Origin of the sequence: Cupriavidus sp. P-10 (assembly GCF_003402535.2) — a bacterium.
In the GTDB taxonomy this organism is placed as follows: Bacteria; Pseudomonadota; Gammaproteobacteria; order Burkholderiales; family Burkholderiaceae; genus Cupriavidus.
The window spans coordinates 3,411,820-3,437,816 of sequence record NZ_AP025170.1 but is presented as its reverse complement, the minus strand read 5'-3'; the positions used below and the strand labels follow the sequence as shown (position 1 = coordinate 3,437,816).

Genomic DNA, 25,997 nt, shown 5'->3' with positions numbered 1-25,997 from the left:
AGACTCCGGGCCGATGGCGAAACAAGGAGTTGCAATGAAAGCATTGCTCGATCTCTTTAAGCAGGTACAGCAGGAAGAGCAGTTCGACGCGATCAAGATCGGCCTGGCCTCGCCCGAGAAGATCCGTTCGTGGTCGTACGGCGAAGTCAAGAAGCCGGAAACGATCAACTACCGTACGTTCAAGCCGGAACGCGACGGCCTGTTCTGTGCCAAGATCTTTGGCCCGATCAAGGACTACGAGTGCCTGTGCGGCAAGTACAAGCGCCTGAAGCACCGCGGCGTGATCTGCGAGAAGTGCGGCGTTGAAGTGACGCTGGCCAAGGTGCGCCGCGAGCGCATGGGCCACATCGAACTGGCCGCGCCGACCGCGCACATCTGGTTCCTGAAGTCGCTGCCGTCGCGTCTGGGCATGGTCCTGGACATGACGCTGCGCGACATCGAGCGCGTGCTGTACTTCGAGGCATTCGTGGTGCTCGAGCCTGGCATGACCCCGCTCAAGAAGAGCCAGATCATGTCGGAAGACGACTACCTGGCGAAGTGCGACGAGTACGGCGAGGGCGAGTTCGTCGCCATGATGGGTGCAGAGGGCATCCGTGAACTGCTGCGCGGCATCGACATAGAGAAGCAGATCGAACAGATCCGCGCCGAGCTGCAGGCCACCGGCTCCGAAGCCAAGATCAAGAAGTTCGCCAAGCGCCTGAAGGTGCTCGAGGCCTTCCAGCGTTCGGGCATCAAGCCCGAGTGGATGATCCTCGAAGTGCTGCCGGTGCTGCCGCCCGAGCTGCGTCCGCTGGTGCCGCTGGACGGCGGCCGCTTCGCGACCTCGGACCTGAACGACCTGTATCGCCGCGTCATCAACCGTAACAACCGCCTGAAGCGCCTGCTGGAGCTGAAGGCGCCTGAGATCATCGTGCGCAACGAAAAGCGCATGCTGCAGGAAGCGGTTGACTCGCTGCTGGACAACGGCCGCCGCGGCAAGGCGATGACCGGCGCCAACAAGCGCCCGCTGAAGTCCCTGGCCGAAATGATCAAGGGCAAGGGCGGTCGTTTCCGTCAGAACCTGCTGGGCAAGCGCGTCGACTACTCGGGCCGTTCGGTCATCGTGGTGGGCCCGACGCTCAAGCTGCACCAGTGCGGCCTGCCCAAGCTGATGGCGCTCGAGCTGTTCAAGCCTTTCATCTTCCACAAGCTGGAAACGATGGGCATCGCCACCACCATCAAGGCGGCGAAGAAGGAAGTCGAAAGCCAGACCCCGGTGGTGTGGGACATCCTCGAAGAGGTGATCCGCGAGCACCCGGTGATGCTGAACCGTGCGCCGACGCTGCACCGCCTGGGCATCCAGGCGTTCGAGCCGGTGCTGATCGAAGGCAAGGCCATCCAGCTGCACCCGCTGGTCTGCGCGGCGTTCAACGCCGACTTCGACGGTGACCAGATGGCTGTCCACGTCCCGCTGTCGCTGGAAGCGCAGATGGAAGCCCGCACCCTGATGCTGGCCTCCAACAACGTGCTGTTCCCGGCCAACGGCGACCCGTCGATCGTCCCGTCGCAAGACGTGGTGCTGGGTCTGTACTACACGACCCGCGACAAGATCAACGGCCGCGGCGAGGGCATGACCTTCGCCGACATCAGCGAAGTGATCCGCGCCTACGAGAACAAGGAAGTCGAGCTGGCTTCCCGCGTGAACGTGCGTATCACCGAGTATGAGCTGGTCGACAAGGACGCCGAAGGCGACGCCCGTTTCGCACCCAAGGTCACGCTGCAGGCCACCACGGTCGGCCGCGCGATCCTGTCCGAGATCCTGCCGAAGGGCCTGCCGTTCTCGGTGCTGAACAAGCCGCTCAAGAAGAAGGAAATCTCGCGCCTGATCAACACCGCGTTCCGCAAGTGCGGCCTGCGCGAGACCGTGATCTTCGCCGACAAGCTGCTGCAGTCGGGCTTCCGCCTGGCAACCCGCGCCGGTATCTCGATCGCCATCGACGACATGCTGGTGCCGCCCGCCAAGGAGAAGATCATCGCCGAGGCCTCGGCCAAGGTGAAGGAATACGACAAGCAGTACATGTCGGGTCTGGTGACCGACCAGGAACGCTACAACAACGTCGTGGACATCTGGGGCGCCGCCGGCGACCAGGTGGGCAAGGCGATGATGGAGCAGCTCCAGCACGAAGACGTGGTCGACCGCGAAGGCAAGACCGTGAAGCAAGAGTCGTTCAACTCCATCTACATGATGGCCGACTCGGGCGCACGGGGTTCCGCAGCGCAGATCCGCCAGCTGGCCGGTATGCGTGGCCTGATGGCCAAGCCGGATGGCTCGATCATTGAAACGCCGATTACGGCGAACTTCCGTGAAGGCCTGAACGTTCTGCAGTACTTCATCTCGACCCACGGCGCTCGTAAGGGCCTGGCCGATACGGCACTGAAGACCGCGAACTCGGGTTACCTGACCCGTCGTCTGGTCGACGTGACGCAGGATCTGGTCGTGGTGGAAGACGATTGCGGCACCTCCAACGGCGTGGCCATGAAGGCCCTGGTCGAAGGCGGTGAAGTGATCGAAGCCCTGCGCGACCGTATTCTCGGCCGTGTGACCGTGGCCGACGTGGTGAACCCTGAAACCCAGGAAACCGCGATCGAAACCGGCACGCTGCTGGACGAAGACCTGGTCGAACTGATCGACAACATCGGCGTGGACGAAGTCAAGGTCCGCACCCCGCTGTCGTGCGACACGCGCTATGGCCTGTGCGGCAAGTGCTATGGCCGCGACCTGGGCCGCGGCGTGTTGGTGAACTCCGGCGAAGCGGTTGGCGTGATTGCCGCCCAGTCGATCGGTGAGCCGGGCACGCAGCTGACCATGCGTACGTTCCACATCGGTGGTGCGGCATCGCGTGCGGCAGTGGCATCGAGCGTGGAAGCCAAGGCAACCGGTACCGTGCGTTTTACGGCGACCATGCGTTACGTCACCAATGCGAAGGGCGAACTGATCGTCATCTCGCGTTCGGGCGAAGCGCTGATCACCGACGACCACGGCCGTGAGCGCGAGCGCCACAAGATCCCGTACGGCGCCACGCTGCTGGTGCAGGACGGCCAGGCCATCAAGGCTGGCACGCAGCTGGCCACGTGGGACGCGCTGACTCGACCGATCGTTTCGGAATACACCGGTACGACCAAGTTCGAGAACGTCGAAGAAGGCGTGACCGTCGCCAAGCAGATGGACGAAGTGACGGGCCTGTCGACCCTGGTGGTGATCGACGCCAAGCGCCGCACGGCTGCAACCAAGGGCATCCGCCCGCAGGTGAAGCTGCTCGACGCCAACGGCCAGGAAGTGAAGATCCCGGGCACGGATCACTCCGTGACCATCGGCTTCCAGGTTGGCGCGCTGATTACCGTGAAGGACGGCCAGCAGGTGCATGTGGGTGAAGTGCTCGCGCGTATCCCGACCGAATCGCAGAAGACCCGCGACATTACCGGTGGTCTGCCGCGAGTGGCCGAACTGTTCGAAGCGCGTTCGCCGAAGGACGCCGCCGTGCTGGCGGAAGTCACCGGCACGACCTCGTTCGGCAAGGACACCAAGGGCAAGCAGCGCCTGGTCATCACCGACCTGGACGGCAATGCCCACGAGTTCCTGATCGCGAAGGAAAAGCAGGTGCTGGTGCACGACGGCCAGGTGGTGAACAAGGGCGAAATGATCGTGGAAGGTCCGGCGGACCCGCACGACATCCTGCGCCTGAAGGGCATCGAAGAGCTGGCGCACTACATCGTGGACGAAGTGCAGGACGTGTACCGTCTGCAGGGCGTGAAGATCAACGACAAGCACATCGAGGTGATCGTTCGCCAGATGCTGCGCCGCGTTCAGATCGCCGACGTGGGCGACACCAAGTTCATCCCGGGTGAACAGGTGGAGCGCTCGGAACTGCTCGACGAGAACGACCGCGTGATCGCCGAAGGCAAGCGTCCGGCAACCTACGAGAACCTGCTGCTGGGTATTACCAAGGCGTCGCTGTCGACCGACAGCTTCATCTCGGCGGCATCGTTCCAGGAAACCACGCGCGTGCTGACCGAAGCCGCGATCATGGGCAAGACCGACGACCTGCGTGGTCTGAAGGAAAACGTGATCGTCGGCCGTCTGATCCCGGCCGGTACCGGCCTGGCCTACCACCGTGCCCGCAAGGCGCGCGAGGCCTCCGAGCGCGAACGCGCCCAGGCGATCGCCGAAGAAGAGCAGTCGCTCTTCATCGAGCCGACGCCGGTGGTGCAGGCGACGACTGAGGGTGAAGGCGACAACGCCTGATCTTGCAGTAGTGATTGCCCGCCGCAAGGCGGCCAAAAGCCCGGCTGAATCAGCCGGGCTTTTTTTATGCCCGCGCGTGACGTGACCTTTCGTGAGAAACGTCGGAGAGTTTGCGCGCCAGGCGCGGTGGCCGCGTTCCTTAGTGGTAAGGTTACGGCTTTTCCGGCTTCAGCAATTCCGCAGTCCATGTCGCAAGCACTGGCGATCCTCAAAGATGTCTTCGGCTATCACGCCTTCCGCGGGCGCCAGGCCGAGATCATCGACCACGTTGCCGAAGGCGGCGACAGCCTGGTGCTGATGCCGACCGGCGGCGGCAAGTCGCTGTGTTACCAGATTCCGGCGCTGCTGCGCCAGCGCACAGGGCAGGGTGTCGGCATCGTGGTATCGCCGTTGATCGCGCTGATGCAGGACCAGGTCGCGGCACTGACCGAAGCCGGCGTGCGCGCCGCGGTGCTGAATTCGACGCTGACCAGTTCAGAGGCGTCCGCCGTCGAGCGCGACCTGCTGGCCGGCAGGGTGGAGATCCTCTACGTCGCACCCGAGCGGCTGATGACCCCGCGCTTCCTCGACCTGCTCGAGCGTACCCGTGTCGGGCTGTTCGCCATCGACGAGGCGCATTGCGTATCGCAGTGGGGCCATGATTTCCGGCCTGAGTACATCCAGCTGTCGGTGCTGCACGAGCGATTCCCGTACGTGCCGCGCATCGCGCTGACCGCAACGGCTGACGCGCTGACGCGCAACGAGATCATTGAGCGACTGGCGCTGGACGACGCCCGCGTTTTCATCTCCAGCTTCGACCGGCCCAATATCCGCTACCGCATCGTCGAGAAGGACAATGCGCGCCAGCAGTTGCTGGCCTTTATCAAGGCGGAGCACACCGCCGCCGACGGCACCCACGACAGCGGCATCATCTACTGCCTGTCACGCAAGAAGGTGGAAGACACCGCGGCGTGGCTGGTAGGGCAGGGCATCAACGCGCTGCCCTACCATGCCGGCATGGACCCCGGCACGCGCCAGCGCCACCAGGCACGCTTCCGCGAGGAAGAAGGGCTGGTAATGGTGGCCACCATTGCCTTTGGCATGGGGATCGACAAGCCGGACGTCCGCTTCGTCGCTCACCTTGACCTGCCCAAGAGCATGGAGGGCTACTACCAGGAGACGGGCCGCGCCGGCCGCGACGGTATGCCGGCCAATGCGTGGATGGCCTATGGCCTGGGCGATGTGGTGCAGCAGAAGCGCATGATCGATGAGTCCGAGGCGGACGAGGCCTTCAAGCGCGTGTCGTCGGCCAAGCTCGACGCGCTGCTGGGTTTGTGCGAAACCGCCGGCTGCCGGCGCCAGCGCATCCTTGACTACTTCAACGAAGCCAGCGAACCCTGTGGCAACTGCGATACCTGCCTGGAGCCGCCGGCCACCTGGGATGGCACGCGCGAGGCGCAGATGGCGCTGTCATGCGTCTACCGCACCGCGCAGGCAAGCCGGATCCACTTTGGCGCGACCCACCTGGTCGACGTACTGCGCGGCAATGCCTCGGAGAAGATCAAGCAGTGGGGCCATGACAAGGTATCGACCTTCGGCATCGGCAAGGACCGTTCGGTGCATGAGTGGCACACGGTCTTCCGCCAACTGATCGCCCAGGGCTTGCTGATGATCGACCATGGCGGCCACGGCGCGCTGCTGCTGGGCGAGCGCGCGCGCGAGGTGCTCAAGGGCGAGCGGCAGATCATCCTGCGACGCCAGGCTACCAAGCCCGGCAAGTCCGGCGAGCGCGCGGCGCGCGGCACCCGCACCGACCATACCGCGGACATGGACGCCGATACGCTGGCAAACTGGGAGGCGCTGCGCCGCTGGCGCACGGAAGCCGCGCGCGAACACGGCGTGCCGGCCTACGTGATCTTCCATGACGCCACGCTGGCCGAACTGGCGCGCACTGCGCCGGACTCGCTCTCGGCGATGCAAGGGATTCCCGGGATTGGTGCATCCAAGCTGGAGCGCTATGGGCAGGGTATCCTCGACACCCTGCGCGGGGTCTAGCCGGTACTGTTTGCCTGTCGGGTATACGGCTTGACTGTATACGATTCCCCTGCTAGGATGCCAGATTCGAGTTTTTGGCTTTGGATTTCGCTCGCCCGTCGGATAAGTGGCTTTCATGCCGCTGCTGGCAAGCCTTCCGGACCGGTTTTGATGGACCGGTGGCGGCAGATGCGGGATCCGGGTGCCGGCTCGCGCTCTTTGGCATGCTGTTACCGCACAGTCCCGTCTCCAGAGCGCGTCTGCTCATCTCTCCCGCCCAAAAACCCGTAGTTGCCTCTCCATCCTGGTACATGCCGGTGCGAGGGGCGTTTTTCGTAAAACCAAGCTGGATTGAACAATGCCAACTATCAACCAACTGGTTCGCAAGCCGCGCGTCTCTGAAGTCGTCAAGAGCAAGAGCCCGGCGCTTGAGAACTGCCCCCAGCGCCGTGGTGTGTGCACCCGCGTGTACACCACGACGCCGAAGAAGCCGAACTCGGCACTGCGTAAGGTCGCCAAGGTGCGCCTGACCAACGGTTTCGAAGTCATTTCGTACATCGGCGGTGAAGGCCACAACCTGCAGGAACACTCGGTCGTGCTGATCCGCGGCGGCCGTGTGAAGGATCTGCCGGGTGTGCGTTACCACATCGTCCGTGGCTCGCTGGATCTGCAAGGCGTGAAGGACCGCAAGCAGGCCCGTTCGAAGTACGGCGCGAAGCGTCCGAAGGCGGCCTAAGCTTAGGGTGCCTGGGTCTGCGAGACCCAAAGCAGCAAACAAACGATAGCCTGTGGCGCGAGTCATGGTGCTGTCACCAGGCGGCGGTACAACGGAGCGCCTTTTTGGCAACCGTGCCGTCGAGTAAGTGGTCACCCCGGCGAATTTGCTGTCTATTGCATGCAAGCTAGTTGGTGGCCGGAGAGCGGAAACAACTGACCGCGCTCTCAACTGAATCTAAAGGAAAGAAGATGCCACGTCGTCGTGAAGTCCCCAAGCGGGATGTTCTGCCTGATCCGAAGTTCGGCAACGTTGAAGTTGCCAAGTTCATGAACGTGCTGATGCTGGACGGCAAGAAGTCGGTTGCCGAACGTATCGTCTATGGCGCGTTCGACCAGATCGAGAAGAAGGCAGGCAAGGCCCCCATCGAAGTGTTCTCCGTTGCCATCAACAACGTGAAGCCGGTGGTGGAAGTGAAGAGCCGTCGCGTGGGCGGCGCCAACTATCAGGTTCCGGTCGAAGTCCGTCCGTCGCGTCGTCTGGCATTGGCGATGCGTTGGCTGCGCGAGGCCGCGAAGAAACGCAGCGAGAAGTCGATGGCGCTGCGCCTGGCAGGTGAGCTGCTGGAAGCATCGGAAGGCCGTGGCGGCGCAATGAAGAAGCGTGACGAAGTGCACCGCATGGCCGAAGCCAACAAGGCGTTCTCGCATTTCCGCTTCTAAGCGCGCGATAGCGTTTGTTGGTTGCCGGGCGGGCTGTGTTTTTACACATCTCGCCCGTTTGTGTTAGGGGCGCGGGCCATGAGATGCCGGCGCCTCACGGACGAATAGAGGATTAAAGTGGCTCGTAAGACTCCCATTGAGCGCTACCGCAATATCGGTATCTCGGCTCACATTGACGCGGGTAAAACCACCACGACCGAGCGGATCCTGTTCTACACCGGTGTGAACCACAAGATCGGTGAAGTGCATGATGGCGCGGCCACCATGGACTGGATGGAGCAGGAGCAGGAGCGCGGCATCACCATCACGTCTGCTGCGACCACCGCCTTCTGGAAGGGCATGGGCGGCAACTACCCCGAGCACCGCTTCAACATCATCGACACCCCGGGCCACGTGGACTTCACCATCGAGGTGGAGCGTTCCATGCGCGTGCTGGACGGCGCGTGCATGGTGTACTGCGCAGTGGGTGGCGTGCAGCCGCAGTCCGAAACCGTCTGGCGTCAGGCCAACAAGTACAAGGTGCCGCGTCTGGCGTTCGTCAACAAGATGGACCGTACCGGCGCGAACTTCTTCAAGGTCTACGACCAGCTGAAGACCCGCCTGAAGGCTAACCCGGTGCCCGTCGTGGTGCCGATCGGCGCTGAAGACGGCTTCCAGGGCGTCGTCGATCTGCTGGAAATGAAGGCGATCGTTTGGGACGAAGCCAGCCAGGGCGTGAAGTTCGAATACCAGGACATCCCGGCCGAGCTGCAAGCCACCGCTGACGAATGGCGCGAGAAGATGGTCGAGTCCGCCGCCGAAGCCAGCGAAGAGCTGATGGAAAAGTACCTGGGCGGCGAAGAGCTGACCCGCGCCGAGATCGTCAAGGCGCTGCGTGACCGTACCATCGCCTGCGAAATCCAGCCGATGCTGTGCGGCACCGCGTTCAAGAACAAGGGCGTGCAGCGCATGCTCGACGCCGTGATCGACTTCCTGCCGTCGCCGGTCGACATTCCGCCGGTTACGGGCACGGACGAGGACGACAGCGAGAAGAAGCTCGAGCGCAAGGCTGACGACAACGAAAAGTTCTCGGCACTGGCGTTCAAGATCATGACCGACCCGTTCGTTGGTCAGCTGATCTTCTTCCGCGTGTACTCGGGCAAGATCAATTCGGGCGACACCGTGTACAACCCGGTCAAGAGCAAGAAGGAACGCCTCGGCCGTATTCTGCAGATGCATGCCAACCAGCGCGAAGAAATCAAGGAAGTGCTGGCCGGCGACATCGCCGCTGCAGTGGGTCTGAAGGACGCCACCACGGGCGACACGCTGTGCGATCCGGCTGCACCGATCGTGCTCGAGCGCATGGTGTTCCCGGAGCCGGTGATCTCGCAGGCTGTCGAGCCGAAGACCAAGGCTGACCAGGAAAAGATGGGCATCGCCCTGAACCGCCTGGCCGCTGAAGATCCGTCGTTCCGCGTGCGTACCGATGAAGAATCGGGTCAGACCATCATTTCGGGCATGGGCGAGCTCCACCTCGAAATTCTGGTCGACCGCATGAAGCGCGAATTCAACGTGGAAGCCAACATCGGCGCGCCGCAGGTGGCCTACCGCGAAACCATTCGCAAGACCGCCGAAGGCGTCGAGGGCAAGTTCGTCAAGCAGTCGGGCGGCCGCGGCCAGTACGGTCACGCCGTGATCACGCTGGAACCGCAAGAGCCGGGCAAGGGCTTCGAGTTCATCGACGCCATCAAGGGCGGCGTGATTCCTCGCGAATACATCCCGGCGGTAGAGAAGGGTATCGTCGACACGCTGCCGAACGGCATCCTGGCTGGCTTCCCGGTGGTGGACGTGAAGGTCACGCTGACGTTTGGTTCGTACCACGACGTGGACTCGAACGAAAACGCGTTCCGCATGGCCGGCTCGATGGCCTTCAAGGAAGCCATGCGCAAGGCCAGCCCGGTTCTGCTCGAGCCGATGATGGCCGTGGAAGTGGAAACGCCGGAAGACTACACGGGTACCGTGATGGGCGACCTGTCGTCCCGCCGCGGCATCGTGCAGGGCATGGACGACATGGTGGGCGGCGGCAAGATCATCAAGGCCGAAGTCCCGCTGTCGGAAATGTTCGGTTATTCCACGTCGCTGCGCTCGGCCACGCAAGGCCGCGCCACGTACACCATGGAATTCAAGCACTACGCTGAGGCACCGAAGAACATCGCCGAAGCCGTGATGACGGCCAAGGGCAAGTAATTCGAAGTTTGCCGCCGCGCCTGCCGGTGCGGCGGCGCGATGAAACAACAAGACTGCATTCCTATCAGGAGCTAAGAAATGGCAAAGGAAAAGTTCGAGCGGACCAAGCCGCACGTGAACGTTGGTACGATTGGTCACGTTGACCATGGCAAGACCACGCTGACCGCAGCGATCGCCACGGTGCTGGCTGCCAAGTTCGGCGGTGCCGCCAAGAAGTACGACGAAATCGACGCAGCGCCGGAAGAAAAGGCACGCGGTATTACCATCAATACCGCCCACGTCGAGTACGAGACGGCCAACCGCCACTACGCGCACGTTGACTGCCCGGGCCACGCCGACTACGTGAAGAACATGATCACGGGTGCCGCCCAGATGGACGGCGCGATCCTGGTGTGCTCGGCCGCTGACGGCCCGATGCCGCAAACGCGCGAGCACATCCTGCTGGCCCGTCAGGTTGGCGTGCCGTACATCATCGTGTTCCTGAACAAGTGCGACATGGTGGACGACGCTGAACTGCTCGAGCTGGTCGAGATGGAAGTTCGCGAGCTGCTGTCGAAGTACGAATTCCCCGGCGACGACACCCCGATCATCAAGGGTTCGGCCAAGCTGGCGCTGGAAGGCGACAAGGGCGAGCTGGGCGAAGTGGCCATCATGAACCTGGCCGAAGCGCTGGACAGCTACATCCCGACGCCGGAGCGTGCCGTTGACGGTACCTTCCTGATGCCGGTGGAAGACGTGTTCTCGATCTCGGGTCGCGGCACCGTGGTGACCGGCCGTATCGAGCGCGGCGTGGTGAAGGTTGGCGAAGAAATCGAAATCGTCGGTATTCGCCCGACCGTGAAGACCACCTGCACCGGCGTGGAAATGTTCCGCAAGCTGCTGGACCAGGGCCAGGCTGGCGACAACGTCGGTCTGCTGCTGCGCGGCACCAAGCGTGAAGACGTCGAGCGCGGCCAGGTGCTGTGCAAGCCGGGTTCGATCAAGCCGCACACCCACTTCACCGGCGAGGTGTACATCCTGTCGAAGGACGAAGGCGGCCGTCACACCCCGTTCTTCAACAACTACCGCCCGCAGTTCTACTTCCGTACCACCGACGTGACCGGCTCGATCGAGCTGCCGGCGGACAAGGAAATGGTGATGCCGGGTGACAACGTGTCGATCACCGTCAAGCTGATCGCCCCGATCGCCATGGAAGAAGGCCTGCGCTTCGCTATCCGTGAAGGCGGCCGTACCGTCGGCGCCGGCGTCGTGGCAAAGATCCTCGACTAAGCACTTCCTGGGACATGCCTGCAGGCATGTCCCCATTTAACTGGGCACGTTGCCCAATCGCTCTTTTAAGGAAATATCATGCAGAACCAGAAGATCCGTATCCGCCTGAAGGCTTTCGACTATCGCCTGATCGACCAGTCGGCCGCCGAAATCGTGGATACCGCCAAGCGTACCGGCGCGATCGTCAAGGGCCCGGTGCCCCTGCCGACCCGCATCCAGCGCTTCGACATCCTGCGTTCGCCGCACGTCAACAAGACCAGCCGCGATCAGTTCGAGATCCGCACTCACCAGCGCCTGATGGACATCGTCGATCCGACCGACAAGACGGTTGACGCGCTGATGAAGCTCGACCTGCCGGCCGGCGTGGACGTCGAGATCAAGGTGTAAATATGTTTCGGGCCGCTCCGGCGGCTTGATGCAGCAAAACGGCGAACCGTGTGGTTCGCCGTTTTTGTTTTGGGCGGCCGTTCTCGTGTGGGGTCGGCTAGCCCCTTCCCCGCCGCCGCAGCGTCTGCGCCGGGCACTCCCCGAACGCCCGACGATACTCCGCGCTGAAGCGCCCCAGGTGCGCAAAGCCCCAGCGCAAAGCCGCCGCGCTGACCGACGTCACCGACGCATCGTTCAGCAGGTCGTGCCGCACCCGCTCGAGGCGCACGGTGCGCAGGTAGGCCATCGGCCCGGTGCCGCGATGCTCGCGGAAGCCGGCGAACAGGCTGCGCACGCTGACGCCAGCGACTTCCGCCAGCAAGGCCGGCGTCAATTCCGCATCGGCGTTGGCATGGATGTATTCCTCCACCACCTTCACATGGCGCGGCGCCAACGGCTTGCCGTGCTCGCGCAGCGCATCCGAAAGGTTGTGCGGCTGCCATGTCAGCAGCGTGCCGATGACCAGCTGCTCGAGCTGGCAGGCGGTCAGCGGATGGCGCGTGGTCTCGGGCGCAGTCTCGATCATCGCCGCGAGGTAGCGCACCAGCTCATACCAGGCGCCCATGCGCCAGTCCATGCCGAGTGCAAAGCGCAGCGGCCGCCCGGGGCGCCGGCCCAGGTGCGCGGCGCAGACGCGTTCCAGCGCGCTGCGTTCGATGCGCACGATCAACTGGTCACTGTCGGCGCTCCAGCGCATCGCCAACGGATCACTCGGCGTCAGCACCGAAGCGCAGTCGGGCGTCGAGACGATGTGCTGGTCGCCACAGCGGATATCGGCCTGCCCTGACAGCGGCATCTGCACCAGCAGGAAGTCCCCAAGCGGACCGGGATCGATGGTGACCTCGGCCCCGTAGGCGAGGCGATTGAAGGAAACCGCGCCAAGCGGCGCATGGTGCATGCGCGCGTGCAGCCGCGTGCCGCGGACATCGAGCCGGTGCGGCTTGAATACGCGGCCGACGGCGGCGCGCGTCTCTGCCAGGTCGGTCGAGGCGAACACGCACCGGGCGGGATCGCCGAGCAGGGTGCTCGCCAGCGTTCCCTGGTGCGGGAAGGCCGTGGCGGCGGGGGGCAGCTGCATTGTCTCGCTCCTCTGGCGTGGCCGCGGTGCTGCCGGGCAGGGCGGCCAGCCGGTGCTGGCAGAGCCCTGGCGCCGTGCGCGCCGCATGGTCCGGGGATGGTCCGGTATCGCACCGGCATTGCGCCGGCATTGCGCCGGGATTGCGCCGGCGCACGGTCTCCCACGCGATCCACTATAGCGGATGCCCTCGCCGTCAGCGATGCAGCGTTGACCGAGTTGGCAGTTTCCTGCACTAATCGGATAGCCGCTGCAGCGGGCGGCTAGTTTGCTGCGGTGCGGAGCCACCATCATGGAACCCAGCACGGCGGCGCCAGCGGACACCGTCAAGAGACAACGACAAGGAGAGCAGGGCATGGGCCAGACCATCCAGATCCAGACCCCCGAAGGCAGTTTCAGCGGCTATCTCGCCGTTCCGGCGACGGGCAAGGGCCCGGGAATCGTGTTGTGCCAGGAGATCTTCGGCGTCAATGCCACCATGAGGCAGGTCGCCGACTACTACGCCGAAGAGGGGTACACGGTGCTGGTTCCGGACCTGTTCTGGCGGCTCGCGCCCGGCATCGAGCTGACCGATCGCGGCGAGGATTTCCAGCGCGCGCTCGGCCTCTACCAGCAGTTCGACGAAGCCAAGGGCGTGCAGGACGTAGGCGCGGCGCTGGATACGCTGCGGGCGCGCCAGGAATGCGTCGGCCAGACCGGGGTGCTGGGATTCTGCCTGGGCGGCAAGCTGGCCTACCTGGCGGCGTGCCGGCTACCGGACGTGGGCTGTGCGGTGGCCTACTACGGCGTGGGCATCGAGCATGCGCTGGGGGAAGCTGCTCAAGTGCGAGGCCGCCTGGTGCTGCATATCGCGGAGAAGGATGGCTTCTGCCCGCCGCAGGCACAGGCCGCGATCCGCGAAGCCCTGGCCGGGCGCGACAACATCGAGGTCTATGTCTACCCGGGTGTCGACCACGCCTTTGCGCGTGCTGGCGGCGAGCACTTCGACAAGCCGTCCGCACTGATGGCGCACCAGCGCGCGATCGCCGCGCTGCGGCGCGAGATGGGACCGCACTACGATTTTTCCGCGCTGTGGGACAAGCACTGCGAATATGAATTCGCCACGCGCGACGTCGATGCCACCATGGCGACGATGGTGGCGCAGCCCTATGTGAACCATATCCCGACCATGACCGGCGGCGTCGGCTACGCGCAGCTGCGACGCTTCTACCAGAACCACTTTGTCCACAGCAATCCCCCCGATACCACGCTGATCCCGCTGTCGCGAACGGTCGGTGCCACGCAGATCGTCGACGAACTGCTGTTCTGCTTCACGCATACCTGCGAGATCGACTGGATGCTGCCTGGCGTGCCCCCCACCGGCAAACGCGTGGAGATCCCGCTGATCGCCATCGTCAAGTTCCGAGGCGACAAGCTTTATCACGAGCATATCTACTGGGACCAGGCCAGCGTGCTGGTGCAGGTCGGCAAGCTCGATCCGGCGGGCTTGCCGGTGGCGGGCGTCGAGACCGCGCGCAAGCTGCTGGACGAAGCCTTGCCGTCGAACACGCTGATGGCGCGCTGGCAGGAGAGTGAAGGCAAGTAGCGAGGTTATGTAGCGAGGTCAAGTAGCGAGGTCAAGTAGCGAGGTCAAGTAGCGAGCGTTGCAGCATCGATCCGGAGCGGGCCCGAAGAAGCCCGCCCGGACCCTGGACACGGATGGCAAACAAGGAGACAACCATGAAGGGATTGCAGGACAAGGTGGCCATCGTCACCGGCGGCGCCACGCTGATCGGCGCCGGCGTGGCTCGGGCTTTCGTCGAGGCTGGCGCGCGCGTGGCGATCTTCGATATCGATGCCGCCAACGGCGAGCGCGTCGCCGCGGAGCTGGGCAAGGACGCCCTCTTCATCGCGGCTGACATCACGCAGGACGAGCAGGTCCGCGATGCGGTAAGCCAGGTCGCGCAGCGCTTTGGCGGCGTGGATTTCCTGGTCAACCTTGCCTGCACCTATCTCGATGACGGCTTCCGTTCCAGCCGTGCCGACTGGCTCACGGCTCTCGACGTCAACGTCGTGTCCGGCGTGATGCTGGCGCAGGCGGTGCAGCCGCTGATGCGCGCGCGCGGCGGCGGTGCCATCGTCAATTTCACCAGCATCTCGGCCACCGTCGCGCAGACCGGTCGCTGGCTCTATCCGGTATCGAAGGCAGCCATCGCGCAGTTGACGCGCAACATGGCGATGGACCTGGCGCCCGACCGTATCCGCGTGAACTCGGTCTCGCCCGGCTGGACCTGGTGCCGGCTGATGGACGAGGTCAGCGGCGGCAACCGCGCCCGTACCGATGCCGTTGCCGCGCCATTCCATCTGCTGGGCCGCGTTGGCGAGCCCGACGAGGTCGCGCAGGTGGTGCTGTTCCTGTGCTCTGACCATGCCAGCTTTGTCACCGGCGCGGACTACGCCGTCGACGGTGGCTACAGCGCCATGGGCCCGGAGCAGAACGTTCCGGCAATCGGCAAGCTGGCCGGCTGAAGCCATCCCGCATCCAACCAGGAGACAACATCATGCGCCAACGCATCGCCATCGTCGGGGCCGGGCAGTCCGGTTTGCAAATGGCCCTCGGGCTGCAGGCAGCCGGCTACCAGGTCACGCTGCTGTCCAACCGCGCGCCGGATCAGGTCCGCGCAGGCAAGGTCATGTCGAGCCAATGCATGTTCGACCGCGCCTTGCAGACCGAGCGCGACCTCGGCCTCAACTGGTGGGACGACACCTGCCCGCCGGTCGAGGGCATTGGCCTCGCCGTGCCGCATCCCGAGCAGCCTGGCGCGAAAGTCATCGACTGGGCCGCGCCGCTGGACCGGCCAGCGCAGGCGGTCGACCAGCGGCTGAAGATGCCGGTTTGGATGGAGGCCTTCGCTGCGCGTGGCGGCGACCTGCGCATTGTCGATGTCGGCATGGATGAACTGGAGGACCTGACGCGCGATCACGTCCTCGTGCTGCTGGCTGCCGGCAAGGGCGAGATCGTCGGCCGTTTCGAGCGCGATGCGCGGCGCAGCCCGTTCGACAAGCCGCAACGCGCGCTGGCGCTGACCTACGTGACCGGCATGGTGCCGCGCGAGCCGTTCTCGCGGGTTTGCTTCAACCTGATCCCGGGCATCGGCGAATACTTCGTCTTTCCCGCGCTGACGATGTCGGGCCCGTGCGAGATCATGGTGTTCGAAGGCATCCCTGGCGGTCCGATGGACCGCTGGGCCGAGGCGCGCACGCCCGAGCAGCACCTCGCAGAAAGCCTGCGCATCCTGCGCACCTATGCGCCGTGGGAAGCCGAGCGCTGCGAGCGCGTGGCGCTGACCGACGACAACGGTATCCTGTCGGGCCGCTTCGCACCGAGCGTGCGCAAGCCGGTGCTGACGCTGCCATCGGGCCGGATGGTATTCGGCATGGCCGATGCCGTGGTGGTCAACGACCCGATCACCGGGCAAGGCTCCAACAATGCCGCCAAATGCTGCCAGGTCTACCTCGACGCCATCCTTGCCCATGGCGAGCGGCCGTTCGACCGTGACTGGATGGAGCAGACCTTCGCCCGGTACTGGCAATATGCCGGCGATGTCGTGGCGTGGACCAACTCGCTGCTGACCCCGCCGCCGCCGCATATCCTGGCGCTGCTGGGTGCGGCGGGGCAGGCGCCGGCGCTGGCGGCGCGCATTGCCAACGGCTTCGACAATCCGCCGGATTATTTCCCATGGTGGATGGACGCGCAGGCTTGCCACCAGCTGATCGACCACCACCTGCCGCGGGCTGCCTGACATGGACACCACCAGTCATGCCGCGCCCCTGCTCGATCCACGCGAACTGCGCCGGGTTTGCGGCCGCTACGCGACCGGCGTGGCGGTCATCGGTGCCTGCACGGCGCAGCAGCGGCCGGTCGGCATCACCGTCAACTCGTTCGCGTCGCTGTCGCTGGCGCCGCCGCTGATCCTGTGGAGCCTGGCGTCGCACTCGCCCAATGCGGGCCTGTTCGAGCCAGGCCGGCCGTTCGGCGTCAGCATCCTGCGCGCCGGACACGGGGAACTGGCGCGCCGCTTCGCCACGCCGGCGGCCGACAAGTTCGCCGGCGTGCGTCATACGCGCTGCGCCCAGGGCGTGCCCTACCTGGACGAGGCGCTCGCCACGCTCGCATGCCGCGTCGAGCGCGCCGATCCCGTTGGCGACCACCTGCTGGTCGTGGGCGCGGTGGAGTCCATCTCGGCGGAAGAGGGCGAGCCGCTGGTCTTCTATGGTGGCGGCTTCGTGCGCGTCGCGGCCTGACCTTTGCGCGGGGGCGGGGCCTGCCGCTCGCCGCGCCGCCTTCGTGCCAGCTTTTGCGCACATCTGCGTGAATCCTGCCTGCAACACCCCTCGGCAAATCGCAATTGCTTATTGCCCTTTCCTGGGGGAAGCGTTATAGTGTAAGGCTACCCGTGTCTCCGGGTAGTGGGTTGGCCGTTTTGGCCACGCGCAGTCCTCTTTAGCGCAGCCCATCCGCGCACAAGCGCAAACACAGTTTTCGTGTATCAATCAGCCCCGGCCAATCGCAGCTGGGAATGGAGCAAACCATGAGCCTTGGCCTTGTAGGTCGCAAGGTTGGCATGACCCGTATTTTCACGGACGACGGTGAAGCGATTCCCGTGACCGTGGTCGAGGTCGGCGACAACCGCGTGACGCAAATCAAGACGGACGAGACCGACGGTTATACCGCGGTTCAAGTCACCTTCGGCGCACGACGCGCAAGCCGTGTCACCAAGCCGCTGGCGGGTCACCTCGCCAAAGCCGGCGTGGAAGCCGGCGAAATCATCCGCGAATTCCGTATCGACGCAGCCAAGGCTGCCGAACTGCAAGCTGGCGGTTCGCTGTCGGTCGACCTGTTCGAAGTCGGTCAGAAGATCGACGTGCAGGGCGTGACCATCGGTAAGGGCTACGCCGGTACCATCAAGCGCTACCACTTCGCCTCCGGCCGTGCCACGCACGGTAACTCGCGCTCGCACAACGTGCCGGGCTCGATCGGTATGGCGCAGGATCCGGGCCGTGTGTTCCCGGGCAAGCGCATGACCGGTCACCTGGGCGATGTCACCCGCACCGTGCAGAACCTGGAGATCGCCAAGATCGACGCAGAGCGCAAGCTGCTGCTGGTCAAGGGCGCCATCCCGGGCTCCAAGAACGGCAAGGTCATCGTTACCCCGGCCGTCAAGGCCAAAGCCAAAGCTTAAGGAGCGCATGTAATGGAACTCAAGCTCCTCCAGGACAATGGCCAGATCGGCGCCGGCGTTGACGCGTCGCCCGAAGTGTTCGGCCGTGACTACAACGAAGCCCTCGTTCACCAGATCGTCGTCGCTTACCAGGCCAACGCTCGCAGCGGTAACCGTAAGCAGAAGGATCGTGAAGAGGTCAAGCACACGACCAAGAAGCCGTGGCGCCAGAAGGGTACGGGCCGTGCTCGTGCCGGTATGTCTTCCTCGCCGCTGTGGCGCGGGGGCGGCCGTATCTTCCCGAATTCGCCGGAAGAGAACTTCACCCAGAAGGTCAACAAGAAGATGTTCCGTGCCGGCATGCGCTCGATTTACTCGCAGCTCGCACGTGAAGGTCGTATCAACGTGGTGGACGGTTTCACTGTCGACGCGCCCAAGACCAAGCTCTTGGCCGACAAGTTCAAGGCCATGGGCCTGGACTCGGTGCTGATCATCACCGACAGCCTCGACGAAAACCTCTACCTGGCTTCGCGCAACCTGCCGCACGTGGCAGTCGTGGAGCCGCGCCAGGCTGATCCGCTGTCGCTCGTGCACTACAAGAAGGTGCTGGTGACCAAGGCGGCCGTCGCGCAGATCGAGGAGTTGCTGAAATGACGCAAGTAGCCAAGAACGATCATCGTTTGATGCAGGTGCTGCTCGCGCCGGTGGTTTCCGAAAAGGCAACCCTGGTCGCCGACAAGAATGAACAAGTCGTGTTCGAGGTAGCCCGCGATGCCAACAAGGCAGAAGTGAAGGCCGCCGTCGAACTGCTGTTCAAGGTCGAGGTGCAGTCCGTTCAGATCCTGAACCAGAAGGGCAAGCAGAAGCGCTTCGGCCGTTTCATGGGCCGCCGCAACCACGTGAAGAAAGCTTACGTGTCGCTGAAGCCGGGTCAGGAAATCAATTTTGAAGCGGAGGCCAAGTAATCATGGCACTCGTCAAGACCAAGCCGACGTCCCCGGGTCGTCGCTCGATGGTGAAGGTGGTCAACAAGGACCTTCACAAGGGCGCCCCGCACGCTCCGCTGCTGGAAAAGCAATTCCAGAAGTCGGGCCGTAACAACAATGGTCACATCACCACCCGTCACAAGGGCGGTGGTCATAAGCACCACTACCGCGTGGTCGACTTCAAGCGCAACGACAAGGACGGCATCGCCGCCAAGGTCGAGCGCCTGGAATACGATCCGAACCGCAGCGCCAACATCGCTCTGGTTGTGTTCGCCGACGGCGAGCGCCGCTACATCATCGCCACCAAGGGCATGGTTGCCGGCCAACCGCTGATGAACGGCTCGGAAGCGCCGATCAAGGCCGGTAACAACCTGCCGATCCGCAACATTCCGGTCGGTACCACGATCAACAACGTGGAAATGCTGCCGGGCAAGGGTGCCCAGATCGCGCGTGCTGCCGGCGGTTCCGCCGTGCTGCTGGCTCGTGAAGGCCTGTACGCCCAGGTTCGCCTGCGCTCGGGTGAAGTTCGCCGCGTGCACATCGAGTGCCGCGCCACCATCGGTGAAGTGGGCAACGAAGAGCACAGCCTGCGCGTCATCGGCAAGGCCGGTGCTACCCGCTGGCGCGGTATCCGCCCGACGGTGCGTGGTGTCGTGATGAACCCGGTGGATCACCCGCACGGTGGTGGTGAAGGCAAGACTGCTGCTGGTCGTGATCCGGTTTCGCCGTGGGGTACCCCGGCCAAGGGCTACCGCACCCGCAGCAACAAGCGCACGGACAGCATGATCGTCCAGAAGCGCCACAAGCGCTAATCGGTAGGTAGGAGCTAAAGATATGACTCGTTCCGCTAAAAAGGGTCCGTTCTGCGACGCCCACCTGCTGAAGAAGGTGGAAGTTGCGGTAAGCGGCAAGGACAAGAAGCCCATCAAGACTTGGTCGCGTCGCTCGACCATTCTGCCGGAGTTCATTGGCCTGACGATCGCCGTGCACAACGGCCGTCAACACGTGCCGGTGTACGTTACGGAAAACATGGTTGGCCACAAGCTCGGCGAATTTGCGATTACCCGCACGTTCAAGGGCCACGCGGCTGACAAGAAAGCGAAGAGGTAAGGTGCCATCATGGAAGTGAAAGCGATTCATCGCGGTGCCCGCATCTCCGCCCAGAAGACGCGCCTGGTCGCTGACCAGATCCGTGGTCTGCCGATCGAGCGCGCGCTCAATGTCCTGCAGTTCAGCCCGAAAAAGGCTGCCGGGATCGTGAAGAAGGTGGTCGAATCGGCCATCGCCAACGCCGAGCACAACGAAGGCGCCGACATCGACGAACTGAAGGTCAAATCGATCTACGTCGACAAGGCGACCTCGCTCAAGCGCTTCACCGCACGGGCGAAGGGCCGCGGCAACCGCATCGAGAAACAAACCTGTCACATCACTGTGACGCTCGGCAACTAAGGAGTCACGATGGGACAGAAGATTCATCCGACTGGCTTCCGTCTGGCTGTCAGCCGTAACTGGGCTTCGCGCTGGTACGCCAGCAACACGAAGTTCGCCGGCATGCTGAAGGAAGACATCGAAGTTCGCGACTTCCTGAAGAAGAAGCTGAAGAACGCATCGGTTGGCCGCGTCGTTATCGAGCGCCCCGCCCGCAATGCCCGCATCACCATTTACAGCTCGCGTCCGGGCGTGGTGATCGGCAAGAAGGGTGAGGACATCGAACTGCTGAAGGCCGAACTGCAGCGTCGCATGGGCGTGCCCGTGCACGTGAACATCGAGGAAATCCGCAAGCCGGAAACCGATGCTCAGCTGATCGCCGACTCGATCACCCAGCAGCTCGAGCGCCGCATCATGTTCCGCCGCGCCATGAAGCGCGCCATGCAGAACGCGATGCGCCTGGGCGCCCAGGGTATCAAGATCATGAGCGCAGGCCGTCTGAACGGTATCGAAATCGCACGTACCGAGTGGTACCGCGAAGGCCGTGTGCCCCTGCACACCCTGCGCGCCGACATCGACTACGGCTTCTCCGAAGCAGAAACCACCTACGGCATCATCGGTGTCAAGGTGTGGGTCTACAAGGGGGATCACCTCGGCCGCAATGACGCGCCGGTGGTGGAAGAGCCGCAAGACGATCGTCGTCGTCGTCCGGGTCGTCCGGAAGGTCGCCGCCGTGAAGGCGAAGGCCGTCCGGGTGGCAACCGCCGTGGCGGTGCCGGTGCCGGTCGTCGCGCTGCGCCTGGCGCAGATGGGAAGAGTGGAGAATAACGATGCTGCAACCTAAGCGCAGAAAATACCGCAAGGAGCAGAAAGGCCGCAACACGGGTAAGGCTACCCGTGGCAACGCCGTGTCTTTCGGCGAATTCGGCCTGAAGGCAATGGGCCGCGGCCGTCTGACGGCTCGTCAGATCGAGTCGGCACGTCGTGCGATGACCCGTCACATCAAGCGTGGCGGCCGCATCTGGATCCGGATCTTCCCGGACAAGCCGATTTCGAAGAAGCCCGCTGAAGTCCGTATGGGTAACGGTAAGGGCAACCCGGAATACTATGTGGCTGAAATCCAGCCGGGCAAGATGCTGTACGAAATGGATGGCGTGAGCGAAGAGCTGGCGCGTGAGGCGTTCCGCCTCGCAGCCGCCAAGCTGCCGATCGCCACCAATTTCGTGGTGCGCCAGGTCGGGACGTAAGGAGAGCAGGAATGAAAGCATCCGAACTTCGCGGCAAGGACGCCGCAGGCCTGAACCAGGAGCTCTCCGAGCTGCTGAAGGCCCAATTTAGCCTGCGCATGCAAAAGGCAACCCAACAGCTGCAGAACACCAGCCAGCTGAAGAAGGTTCGCAAGGACATCGCGCGCGTGCAAACCGTGCTGACTCAAAAGGCGAACGCGAAATGACTGAAGCTGCACAAACGGAAAAGTCGCTTCGCCGTACCCTGGTCGGCCGTGTCGTGAGCGACAAGATGGACAAGACCGTTACGGTCTTGGTGGAAAACCGCGTCAAGCATCCCCTGTACGGCAAGTACGTGCTGCGTTCCAAGAAGTACCACGCACACGACGAAGCCAACCAGTACAAGGAAGGCGACAAGGTCGAAATCCAGGAAGGCCGTCCGCTGTCGCGGACCAAGTCCTGGGTGGTTTCCCGGCTGGTAGAGGCTGCACGCGTCATCTAAGAACAACACGTTCTTAGCTTGACTTGCAAGTCCAGGATTATGTAGCTATAATCCTGGACTTCCGCTTTATTGCGTTCGCCTTAGCTGTACCACCCGGGCGGGCCTGTTGAGCGAGCCAGGGCCAGGCGGCCTCGACGATCTGTCGGGATTGCCAGGTTCCTACCGACTTCAAAGTTGATCAACCCAGACGGTGCTGGCGCAAGGCCGGAGCCGACGGGACCAAGACTGACCGACGGGCGCTATCGCACCTGGCGGATTAAGTTGGGAAGACAAACACCATGATTCAGACAGAAAGCCGGCTCGAAGTGGCCGATAACACTGGTGCGCGCGAAGTGCTGTGCATCAAGGTGCTGGGTGGCTCCAAGCGCCGCTACGCAAGCGTTGGCGACATCATCAAGGTGACCGTCAAGGACGCAGCGCCGCGCGGTCGCGTGAAGAAGGGCGACATCTACAACGCCGTCGTCGTGCGTACCGCCAAGGGCGTGCGCCGCGCTGACGGTTCGCTGATCAAGTTCGACGGCAACGCCGCCGTCCTGCTGAACAACAAGCTCGAGCCGATCGGCACCCGTATCTTCGGGCCGGTGACTCGTGAACTCCGTACCGAGCGATTCATGAAGATCGTGTCGCTCGCTCCGGAAGTGCTGTAAGGAGCCGCCATGAACAAGATTCGCAAAGGCGACGAAGTCATCGTGCTGACCGGCAAGGACAAGGGCAAGCGCGGTACCGTGCAAGCCGTGCTTGGCGACAAGGTCGCGGTGCAAGGCGTGAACATCGCCAAGAAGCATGCCCGCCCGAACCCGATGCTGGGCACTACCGGTGGTGTGGTCGACAAGGTCATGCCGCTGCATATTTCCAACGTTGCGCTCGTGGATGCCAATGGCAAGCCGTCGCGCGTCGGCATCAAGGTGGAAGACGGCAAGCGCGTGCGCGTGCTGAAGACCACCGGCGCCGTCGTGGCAGCTTGATTCTGGGCACGTTTAGGAGTTGAGCATGGCAGCACGTCTGCAAGAGTTTTACAAAGAACAGGTTGTGCCGAAGCTGATCGAACAGTTCGGCTACAAGTCGGTCATGGAAGTGCCGCGCATCACCAAGATCACCCTGAACATGGGCCTTGGCGAAGCGATCAATGACAAGAAGATCATTGAAAACGCCGTCGGCGACCTGACCAAGATCGCTGGTCAGAAGCCGGTCGTGACGAAGGCCAAGAAGGCCATCGCCGGCTTCAAGATCCGCCAGGGCTACCCCATCGGTGCGATGGTGACCCTGCGCGGCGAGCGCATGTTCGAATTCCTCGATCGTTTCGTCACCGTGGCCCTGCCGCGCGTGCGTGACTTCCGTGGTGTGTCGGGCCGTTCGTTCGACGGTCGTGGCAACTACAACATCGGTGTGAAAGAGCAGATCATTTTCCCCGAAATCGAGTACGACAAGATCGACGCACTGCGTGGTCTGAACATCAGCATCACGACGACGGCAAAGAACGACGAGGAAGCCAAGGCACTCCTCGGTGCGTTCAAGTTCCCGTTCCGCAATTAAGGGGTAACCGTGGCTAAACTGGCTCTGATTGAACGTGAGAAGAAGCGCGCCAAGCTGGTGGCGAAGTACGCCGCCAAGCGCGCCAACCTCAAGGCCATTATCGACGACCAAGAGAAGTCGGAAGAAGAGCGTTACAGCGCGCGTCTCGAGCTGCAACAGCTCCCGCGCAACGCGAACCCGACTCGCCAGCGTAACCGCTGCGCGATCACCGGTCGTCCCCGCGGTACCTTCCGCAAGTTTGGCCTGGCGCGTAACAAGATCCGCGAAATCGCCTTCAAGGGCGAAATCCCGGGTCTGACGAAAGCCAGCTGGTAATTACGCACAGGCTACAGGAGAAACAGTATGAGCATGAGCGATCCTATCGCCGATATGCTGACGCGCATCCGCAACGCCCAAGGCGTGCAGAAGGCGTCGGTTGTCATGCCGTCGTCGAAGCTGAAAGTGGCAATCGCCAAGGTCCTGAAGGACGAAGGCTACATCGACGATTACGCCGTCCAGGAAGATGGCGGCAAGGCACAACTGAGCATCGGCCTGAAGTACTACGCCGGCCGTCCGGTGATCGAGCGCATCGAGCGCGTCTCGAAGCCCGGCCTGCGCGTGTACAAGGGCCGCAGCGACATCCCGCAAGTGATGAACGGCCTGGGCGTGGCGATCATCTCGACCCCGCAGGGTCTGATGACCGACCGCAAGGCTCGCGCCACTGGCGTGGGCGGCGAAGTTCTCTGCTACGTCGCTTAAGGAGAGAACCATGTCCCGTGTAGGTAAGGCTCCCATCGCGCTCCCCAAGGGCGCGGAAGTGAACGTGGCGGCTGGCGTGCTCTCCGTGAAGGGCCCGCTCGGTACGCTGTCGCAACCGATTCACAGCCTGGTCAAGGTCAATGTCGAGAACGACACGCTGACCTTCTCGCCGGCTGACGAGTCGCGTGAAGCAAACGCCCTGCAAGGCACCATGCGCGCCCTGGCGGCGAACATGGTCAAGGGCGTGACCACCGGTTTCGAGCGCAAGCTGAACCTCGTTGGCGTGGGCTACCGTGCCCAGCTGCAAGGCGCTGCGCTGAAGCTCCAGCTTGGTTTCTCGCACGACGTGATCCATGAGATGCCGGAAGGCGTGACGGCTGCAACGCCGACGCAGACCGAGATCATCATCAAGGGTGCGGACAAGCAGAAAGTCGGTCAGGTTGCCGCGGAAGTCCGCGCGTACCGCCCGCCTGAGCCCTACAAGGGCAAGGGTGTGCGTTACAGCGACGAGCGCGTCATCCTGAAGGAAACCAAGAAGAAGTAAGGGGTGCAATGATGAACAAGAAAGACGCTCGTTTGCGCCGTGCACGTCAGACCCGCGCCAAGATCGCGGAGATGAAAGTCAATCGTCTGACCGTGTTCCGTACGAATTCGCATATTTACGCCCAGGTTTTCTCGGAGTGCGGCACCAAGGTGCTGGCTTCCGCGTCGACCGCAGAGGTGGAAGTGCGCAAGGAACTGGATGGCAAGGGCGCTACCGCCGCTGCCGCCACCGTGGTTGGCAAGCGCATCGCCGAGAAGGCGAAGGCTGCCGGCGTGGAAACCGTTGCGTTCGATCGCGCCGGCTTCCGTTTCCATGGCCGCGTGAAGGCCCTGGCAGACGCCGCCCGCGAAGCCGGCCTGAAGTTCTAAGCGCATAGAGAGAGATACGTCATGGCAAAGATGCAAGCAAAAGTCCAACAGGACGAACGCGACGACGGCCTCCGCGAGAAGATGATCTCGGTCAACCGTGTCACCAAGGTGGTGAAGGGTGGCCGGATTCTCGGTTTCGCTGCGCTGACCGTGGTTGGTGACGGCGATGGCCGCATCGGCATGGGCAAGGGCAAGGCTAAGGAAGTGCCGGTTGCTGTTCAGAAGGCAATGGACGAAGCCCGTCGCAAGATGGTCAAGGTCTCGCTGAAGAACGGCACGCTGCAACACGAAGTCGTTGGCAAGCACGGCGCCGCCAAGGTGCTGATGATGCCCGCCAAGGAAGGTACCGGCGTGATCGCCGGCGGCCCGATGCGCGCGATCTTCGAAGTGATGGGCGTCACCAACGTGGTGACCAAGTCGCACGGCTCCACCAACCCGTACAACATGGTTCGCGCCACGCTGGACGGCCTTCAGAAGATGAGCACGCCGGGCGAAATCGCCGCCAAGCGTGGCAAGTCGGTCGAAGACATCCTGGGTTAAGGTGAACGCAATGTCGCAGAAAACCGTAAAAGTGCAACTCGTGCGCAGCCTGATCGGCACGCGCGAGGATCATCGCGCCACCGTTCGTGGCCTGGGCCTGCGCCGCATCAACTCGGTGTCGGAACTGCAGGACACGCCCGCTGTGCGCGGCATGATCAACAAGGTCTCGTACCTGGTCAAGGTTCTGGCCTGATCGGGACTTG

Annotated in this window: 31 protein-coding genes; 30 read left to right on the top strand and 1 reads right to left on the bottom strand. The window is 63.3% G+C overall.

Annotation, left to right across the window (positions count from 1 at the left end; all coding sequences use genetic code 11):
- Positions 1-34 precede the first annotated feature (34 nt).
- From rpoC to rpsJ, 7 genes are all read left to right on the top strand, one after another.
- On the top strand, positions 35-4,282 hold the full coding sequence (gene rpoC, locus CTP10_RS15850; RefSeq protein ID WP_116320355.1) for a DNA-directed RNA polymerase subunit beta': 4,248 nt from the start codon (positions 35-37) through the stop codon (positions 4,280-4,282).
- 186 nt (positions 4,283-4,468) lie between these two features.
- Positions 4,469-6,316, top strand: a complete 1,848-nt coding sequence (gene recQ, locus CTP10_RS15845; RefSeq protein WP_116320354.1) for a DNA helicase RecQ — start codon at positions 4,469-4,471, stop codon at positions 6,314-6,316.
- Between the two features lie 337 nt (positions 6,317-6,653).
- Positions 6,654-7,031 carry a 30S ribosomal protein S12 gene (gene rpsL / locus CTP10_RS15840; RefSeq protein ID WP_010810460.1) on the top strand — a complete coding sequence of 126 codons (378 nt, stop codon included), beginning with the start codon at positions 6,654-6,656 and terminating at the stop codon, positions 7,029-7,031.
- Positions 7,032-7,261: 230 nt separating this feature from the next.
- Positions 7,262-7,732 (top strand): 30S ribosomal protein S7, encoded by a 471-nt coding sequence (gene rpsG, locus CTP10_RS15835; protein ID WP_010810459.1) that lies wholly within the window; start codon positions 7,262-7,264, stop codon positions 7,730-7,732.
- 117 nt (positions 7,733-7,849) lie between these two features.
- Positions 7,850-9,958 carry an elongation factor G gene (gene fusA, locus CTP10_RS15830; protein WP_063242130.1) on the top strand — a complete coding sequence of 703 codons (2,109 nt, stop codon included), beginning with the start codon at positions 7,850-7,852 and terminating at the stop codon, positions 9,956-9,958.
- Positions 9,959-10,036: 78 nt separating this feature from the next.
- A complete protein-coding gene (gene tuf, locus CTP10_RS15825) occupies positions 10,037-11,227 on the top strand; it encodes an elongation factor Tu (RefSeq protein WP_116320353.1) in 1,191 nt (396 codons plus the stop codon).
- A gap of 78 nt (positions 11,228-11,305) precedes the next feature.
- Positions 11,306-11,614 carry a 30S ribosomal protein S10 gene (gene rpsJ / locus CTP10_RS15820; protein ID WP_006160488.1) on the top strand — a complete coding sequence of 103 codons (309 nt, stop codon included), beginning with the start codon at positions 11,306-11,308 and terminating at the stop codon, positions 11,612-11,614.
- Positions 11,615-11,711: 97 nt separating this feature from the next.
- On the opposite strand, the gene CTP10_RS15815 is transcribed toward rpsJ, so the two are convergent.
- A complete protein-coding gene (locus CTP10_RS15815) occupies positions 11,712-12,731 on the bottom strand; it encodes an AraC family transcriptional regulator (protein ID WP_116320352.1) in 1,020 nt (339 codons plus the stop codon).
- A 352-nt stretch (positions 12,732-13,083) separates the two neighbouring features.
- Between CTP10_RS15815 and CTP10_RS15810 the strand changes: the two genes are divergently transcribed.
- From CTP10_RS15810 to rpmD, 23 genes are all read left to right on the top strand, one after another.
- Positions 13,084-14,313, top strand: coding sequence for a dienelactone hydrolase family protein (locus CTP10_RS15810; protein ID WP_116320351.1), 1,230 nt, complete (start codon positions 13,084-13,086; stop codon positions 14,311-14,313).
- A 134-nt stretch (positions 14,314-14,447) separates the two neighbouring features.
- Positions 14,448-15,236, top strand: coding sequence for an SDR family oxidoreductase (locus CTP10_RS15805; protein ID WP_116320350.1), 789 nt, complete (start codon positions 14,448-14,450; stop codon positions 15,234-15,236).
- Positions 15,237-15,268: 32 nt separating this feature from the next.
- Positions 15,269-16,510: a styrene monooxygenase/indole monooxygenase family protein gene (locus CTP10_RS15800; protein ID WP_116320349.1), complete on the top strand. Its 1,242-nt coding sequence runs from the start codon at positions 15,269-15,271 to the stop codon at positions 16,508-16,510.
- 1 nt (position 16,511) lies between these two features.
- Entirely contained in the window at positions 16,512-17,012 is a 501-nt protein-coding gene (locus tag CTP10_RS15795; RefSeq protein WP_116320348.1) for a flavin reductase family protein, read from the top strand.
- A gap of 287 nt (positions 17,013-17,299) precedes the next feature.
- Positions 17,300-17,950: a 50S ribosomal protein L3 gene (rplC, locus tag CTP10_RS15790; RefSeq protein ID WP_010812397.1), complete on the top strand. Its 651-nt coding sequence runs from the start codon at positions 17,300-17,302 to the stop codon at positions 17,948-17,950.
- Positions 17,951-17,962: 12 nt separating this feature from the next.
- On the top strand, positions 17,963-18,583 hold the full coding sequence (gene rplD, locus CTP10_RS15785) for a 50S ribosomal protein L4 (RefSeq protein WP_010812396.1): 621 nt from the start codon (positions 17,963-17,965) through the stop codon (positions 18,581-18,583).
- On the top strand, positions 18,580-18,894 hold the full coding sequence (gene rplW / locus CTP10_RS15780; RefSeq protein WP_006576245.1) for a 50S ribosomal protein L23: 315 nt from the start codon (positions 18,580-18,582) through the stop codon (positions 18,892-18,894). Before rplD ends, rplW begins: the two co-directional genes overlap by 4 nt.
- Before the next feature lie 2 nt (positions 18,895-18,896).
- A complete protein-coding gene (gene rplB, locus CTP10_RS15775) occupies positions 18,897-19,727 on the top strand; it encodes a 50S ribosomal protein L2 (protein ID WP_116320347.1) in 831 nt (276 codons plus the stop codon).
- 22 nt (positions 19,728-19,749) lie between these two features.
- On the top strand, positions 19,750-20,025 hold the full coding sequence (gene rpsS, locus CTP10_RS15770) for a 30S ribosomal protein S19 (RefSeq protein WP_029047585.1): 276 nt from the start codon (positions 19,750-19,752) through the stop codon (positions 20,023-20,025).
- Between the two features lie 9 nt (positions 20,026-20,034).
- The gene (rplV, locus tag CTP10_RS15765; RefSeq protein ID WP_063241275.1) at positions 20,035-20,364 is read left to right on the top strand and encodes a 50S ribosomal protein L22; all 330 of its coding nucleotides are present in this window, start codon (positions 20,035-20,037) and stop codon (positions 20,362-20,364) included.
- Between the two features lie 9 nt (positions 20,365-20,373).
- Entirely contained in the window at positions 20,374-21,171 is a 798-nt protein-coding gene (rpsC, locus tag CTP10_RS15760; protein ID WP_063241274.1) for a 30S ribosomal protein S3, read from the top strand.
- Between the two features lie 2 nt (positions 21,172-21,173).
- The gene (rplP, locus tag CTP10_RS15755) at positions 21,174-21,590 is read left to right on the top strand and encodes a 50S ribosomal protein L16 (RefSeq protein ID WP_006576240.1); all 417 of its coding nucleotides are present in this window, start codon (positions 21,174-21,176) and stop codon (positions 21,588-21,590) included.
- Positions 21,591-21,601: 11 nt separating this feature from the next.
- Entirely contained in the window at positions 21,602-21,796 is a 195-nt protein-coding gene (gene rpmC / locus CTP10_RS15750) for a 50S ribosomal protein L29 (protein ID WP_010812390.1), read from the top strand.
- Positions 21,793-22,071, top strand: a complete 279-nt coding sequence (rpsQ, locus tag CTP10_RS15745; protein ID WP_010812389.1) for a 30S ribosomal protein S17 — start codon at positions 21,793-21,795, stop codon at positions 22,069-22,071. Before rpmC ends, rpsQ begins: the two co-directional genes overlap by 4 nt.
- Positions 22,072-22,349: 278 nt before the next feature.
- Entirely contained in the window at positions 22,350-22,718 is a 369-nt protein-coding gene (rplN, locus tag CTP10_RS15740; RefSeq protein ID WP_010812388.1) for a 50S ribosomal protein L14, read from the top strand.
- 9 nt (positions 22,719-22,727) lie between these two features.
- Entirely contained in the window at positions 22,728-23,036 is a 309-nt protein-coding gene (gene rplX / locus CTP10_RS15735; protein WP_010812387.1) for a 50S ribosomal protein L24, read from the top strand.
- Between the two features lie 25 nt (positions 23,037-23,061).
- Positions 23,062-23,604 (top strand): 50S ribosomal protein L5, encoded by a 543-nt coding sequence (rplE, locus tag CTP10_RS15730; RefSeq protein ID WP_010812386.1) that lies wholly within the window; start codon positions 23,062-23,064, stop codon positions 23,602-23,604.
- A gap of 9 nt (positions 23,605-23,613) precedes the next feature.
- Positions 23,614-23,919, top strand: coding sequence for a 30S ribosomal protein S14 (gene rpsN, locus CTP10_RS15725; RefSeq protein ID WP_010812385.1), 306 nt, complete (start codon positions 23,614-23,616; stop codon positions 23,917-23,919).
- Between the two features lie 27 nt (positions 23,920-23,946).
- Complete coding sequence (gene rpsH, locus CTP10_RS15720; RefSeq protein ID WP_010812384.1) at positions 23,947-24,342, top strand: 30S ribosomal protein S8; 396 nt, start codon at positions 23,947-23,949, stop codon at positions 24,340-24,342.
- A 10-nt stretch (positions 24,343-24,352) separates the two neighbouring features.
- The gene (gene rplF / locus CTP10_RS15715; RefSeq protein WP_116320346.1) at positions 24,353-24,886 is read left to right on the top strand and encodes a 50S ribosomal protein L6; all 534 of its coding nucleotides are present in this window, start codon (positions 24,353-24,355) and stop codon (positions 24,884-24,886) included.
- Between the two features lie 11 nt (positions 24,887-24,897).
- The gene (rplR, locus tag CTP10_RS15710; RefSeq protein ID WP_010812382.1) at positions 24,898-25,254 is read left to right on the top strand and encodes a 50S ribosomal protein L18; all 357 of its coding nucleotides are present in this window, start codon (positions 24,898-24,900) and stop codon (positions 25,252-25,254) included.
- 21 nt (positions 25,255-25,275) lie between these two features.
- A complete protein-coding gene (gene rpsE, locus CTP10_RS15705) occupies positions 25,276-25,794 on the top strand; it encodes a 30S ribosomal protein S5 (RefSeq protein WP_006160449.1) in 519 nt (172 codons plus the stop codon).
- Positions 25,795-25,804: 10 nt separating this feature from the next.
- Positions 25,805-25,987, top strand: coding sequence for a 50S ribosomal protein L30 (gene rpmD, locus CTP10_RS15700; RefSeq protein ID WP_010812381.1), 183 nt, complete (start codon positions 25,805-25,807; stop codon positions 25,985-25,987).
- Positions 25,988-25,997: the final 10 nt, after the last annotated feature.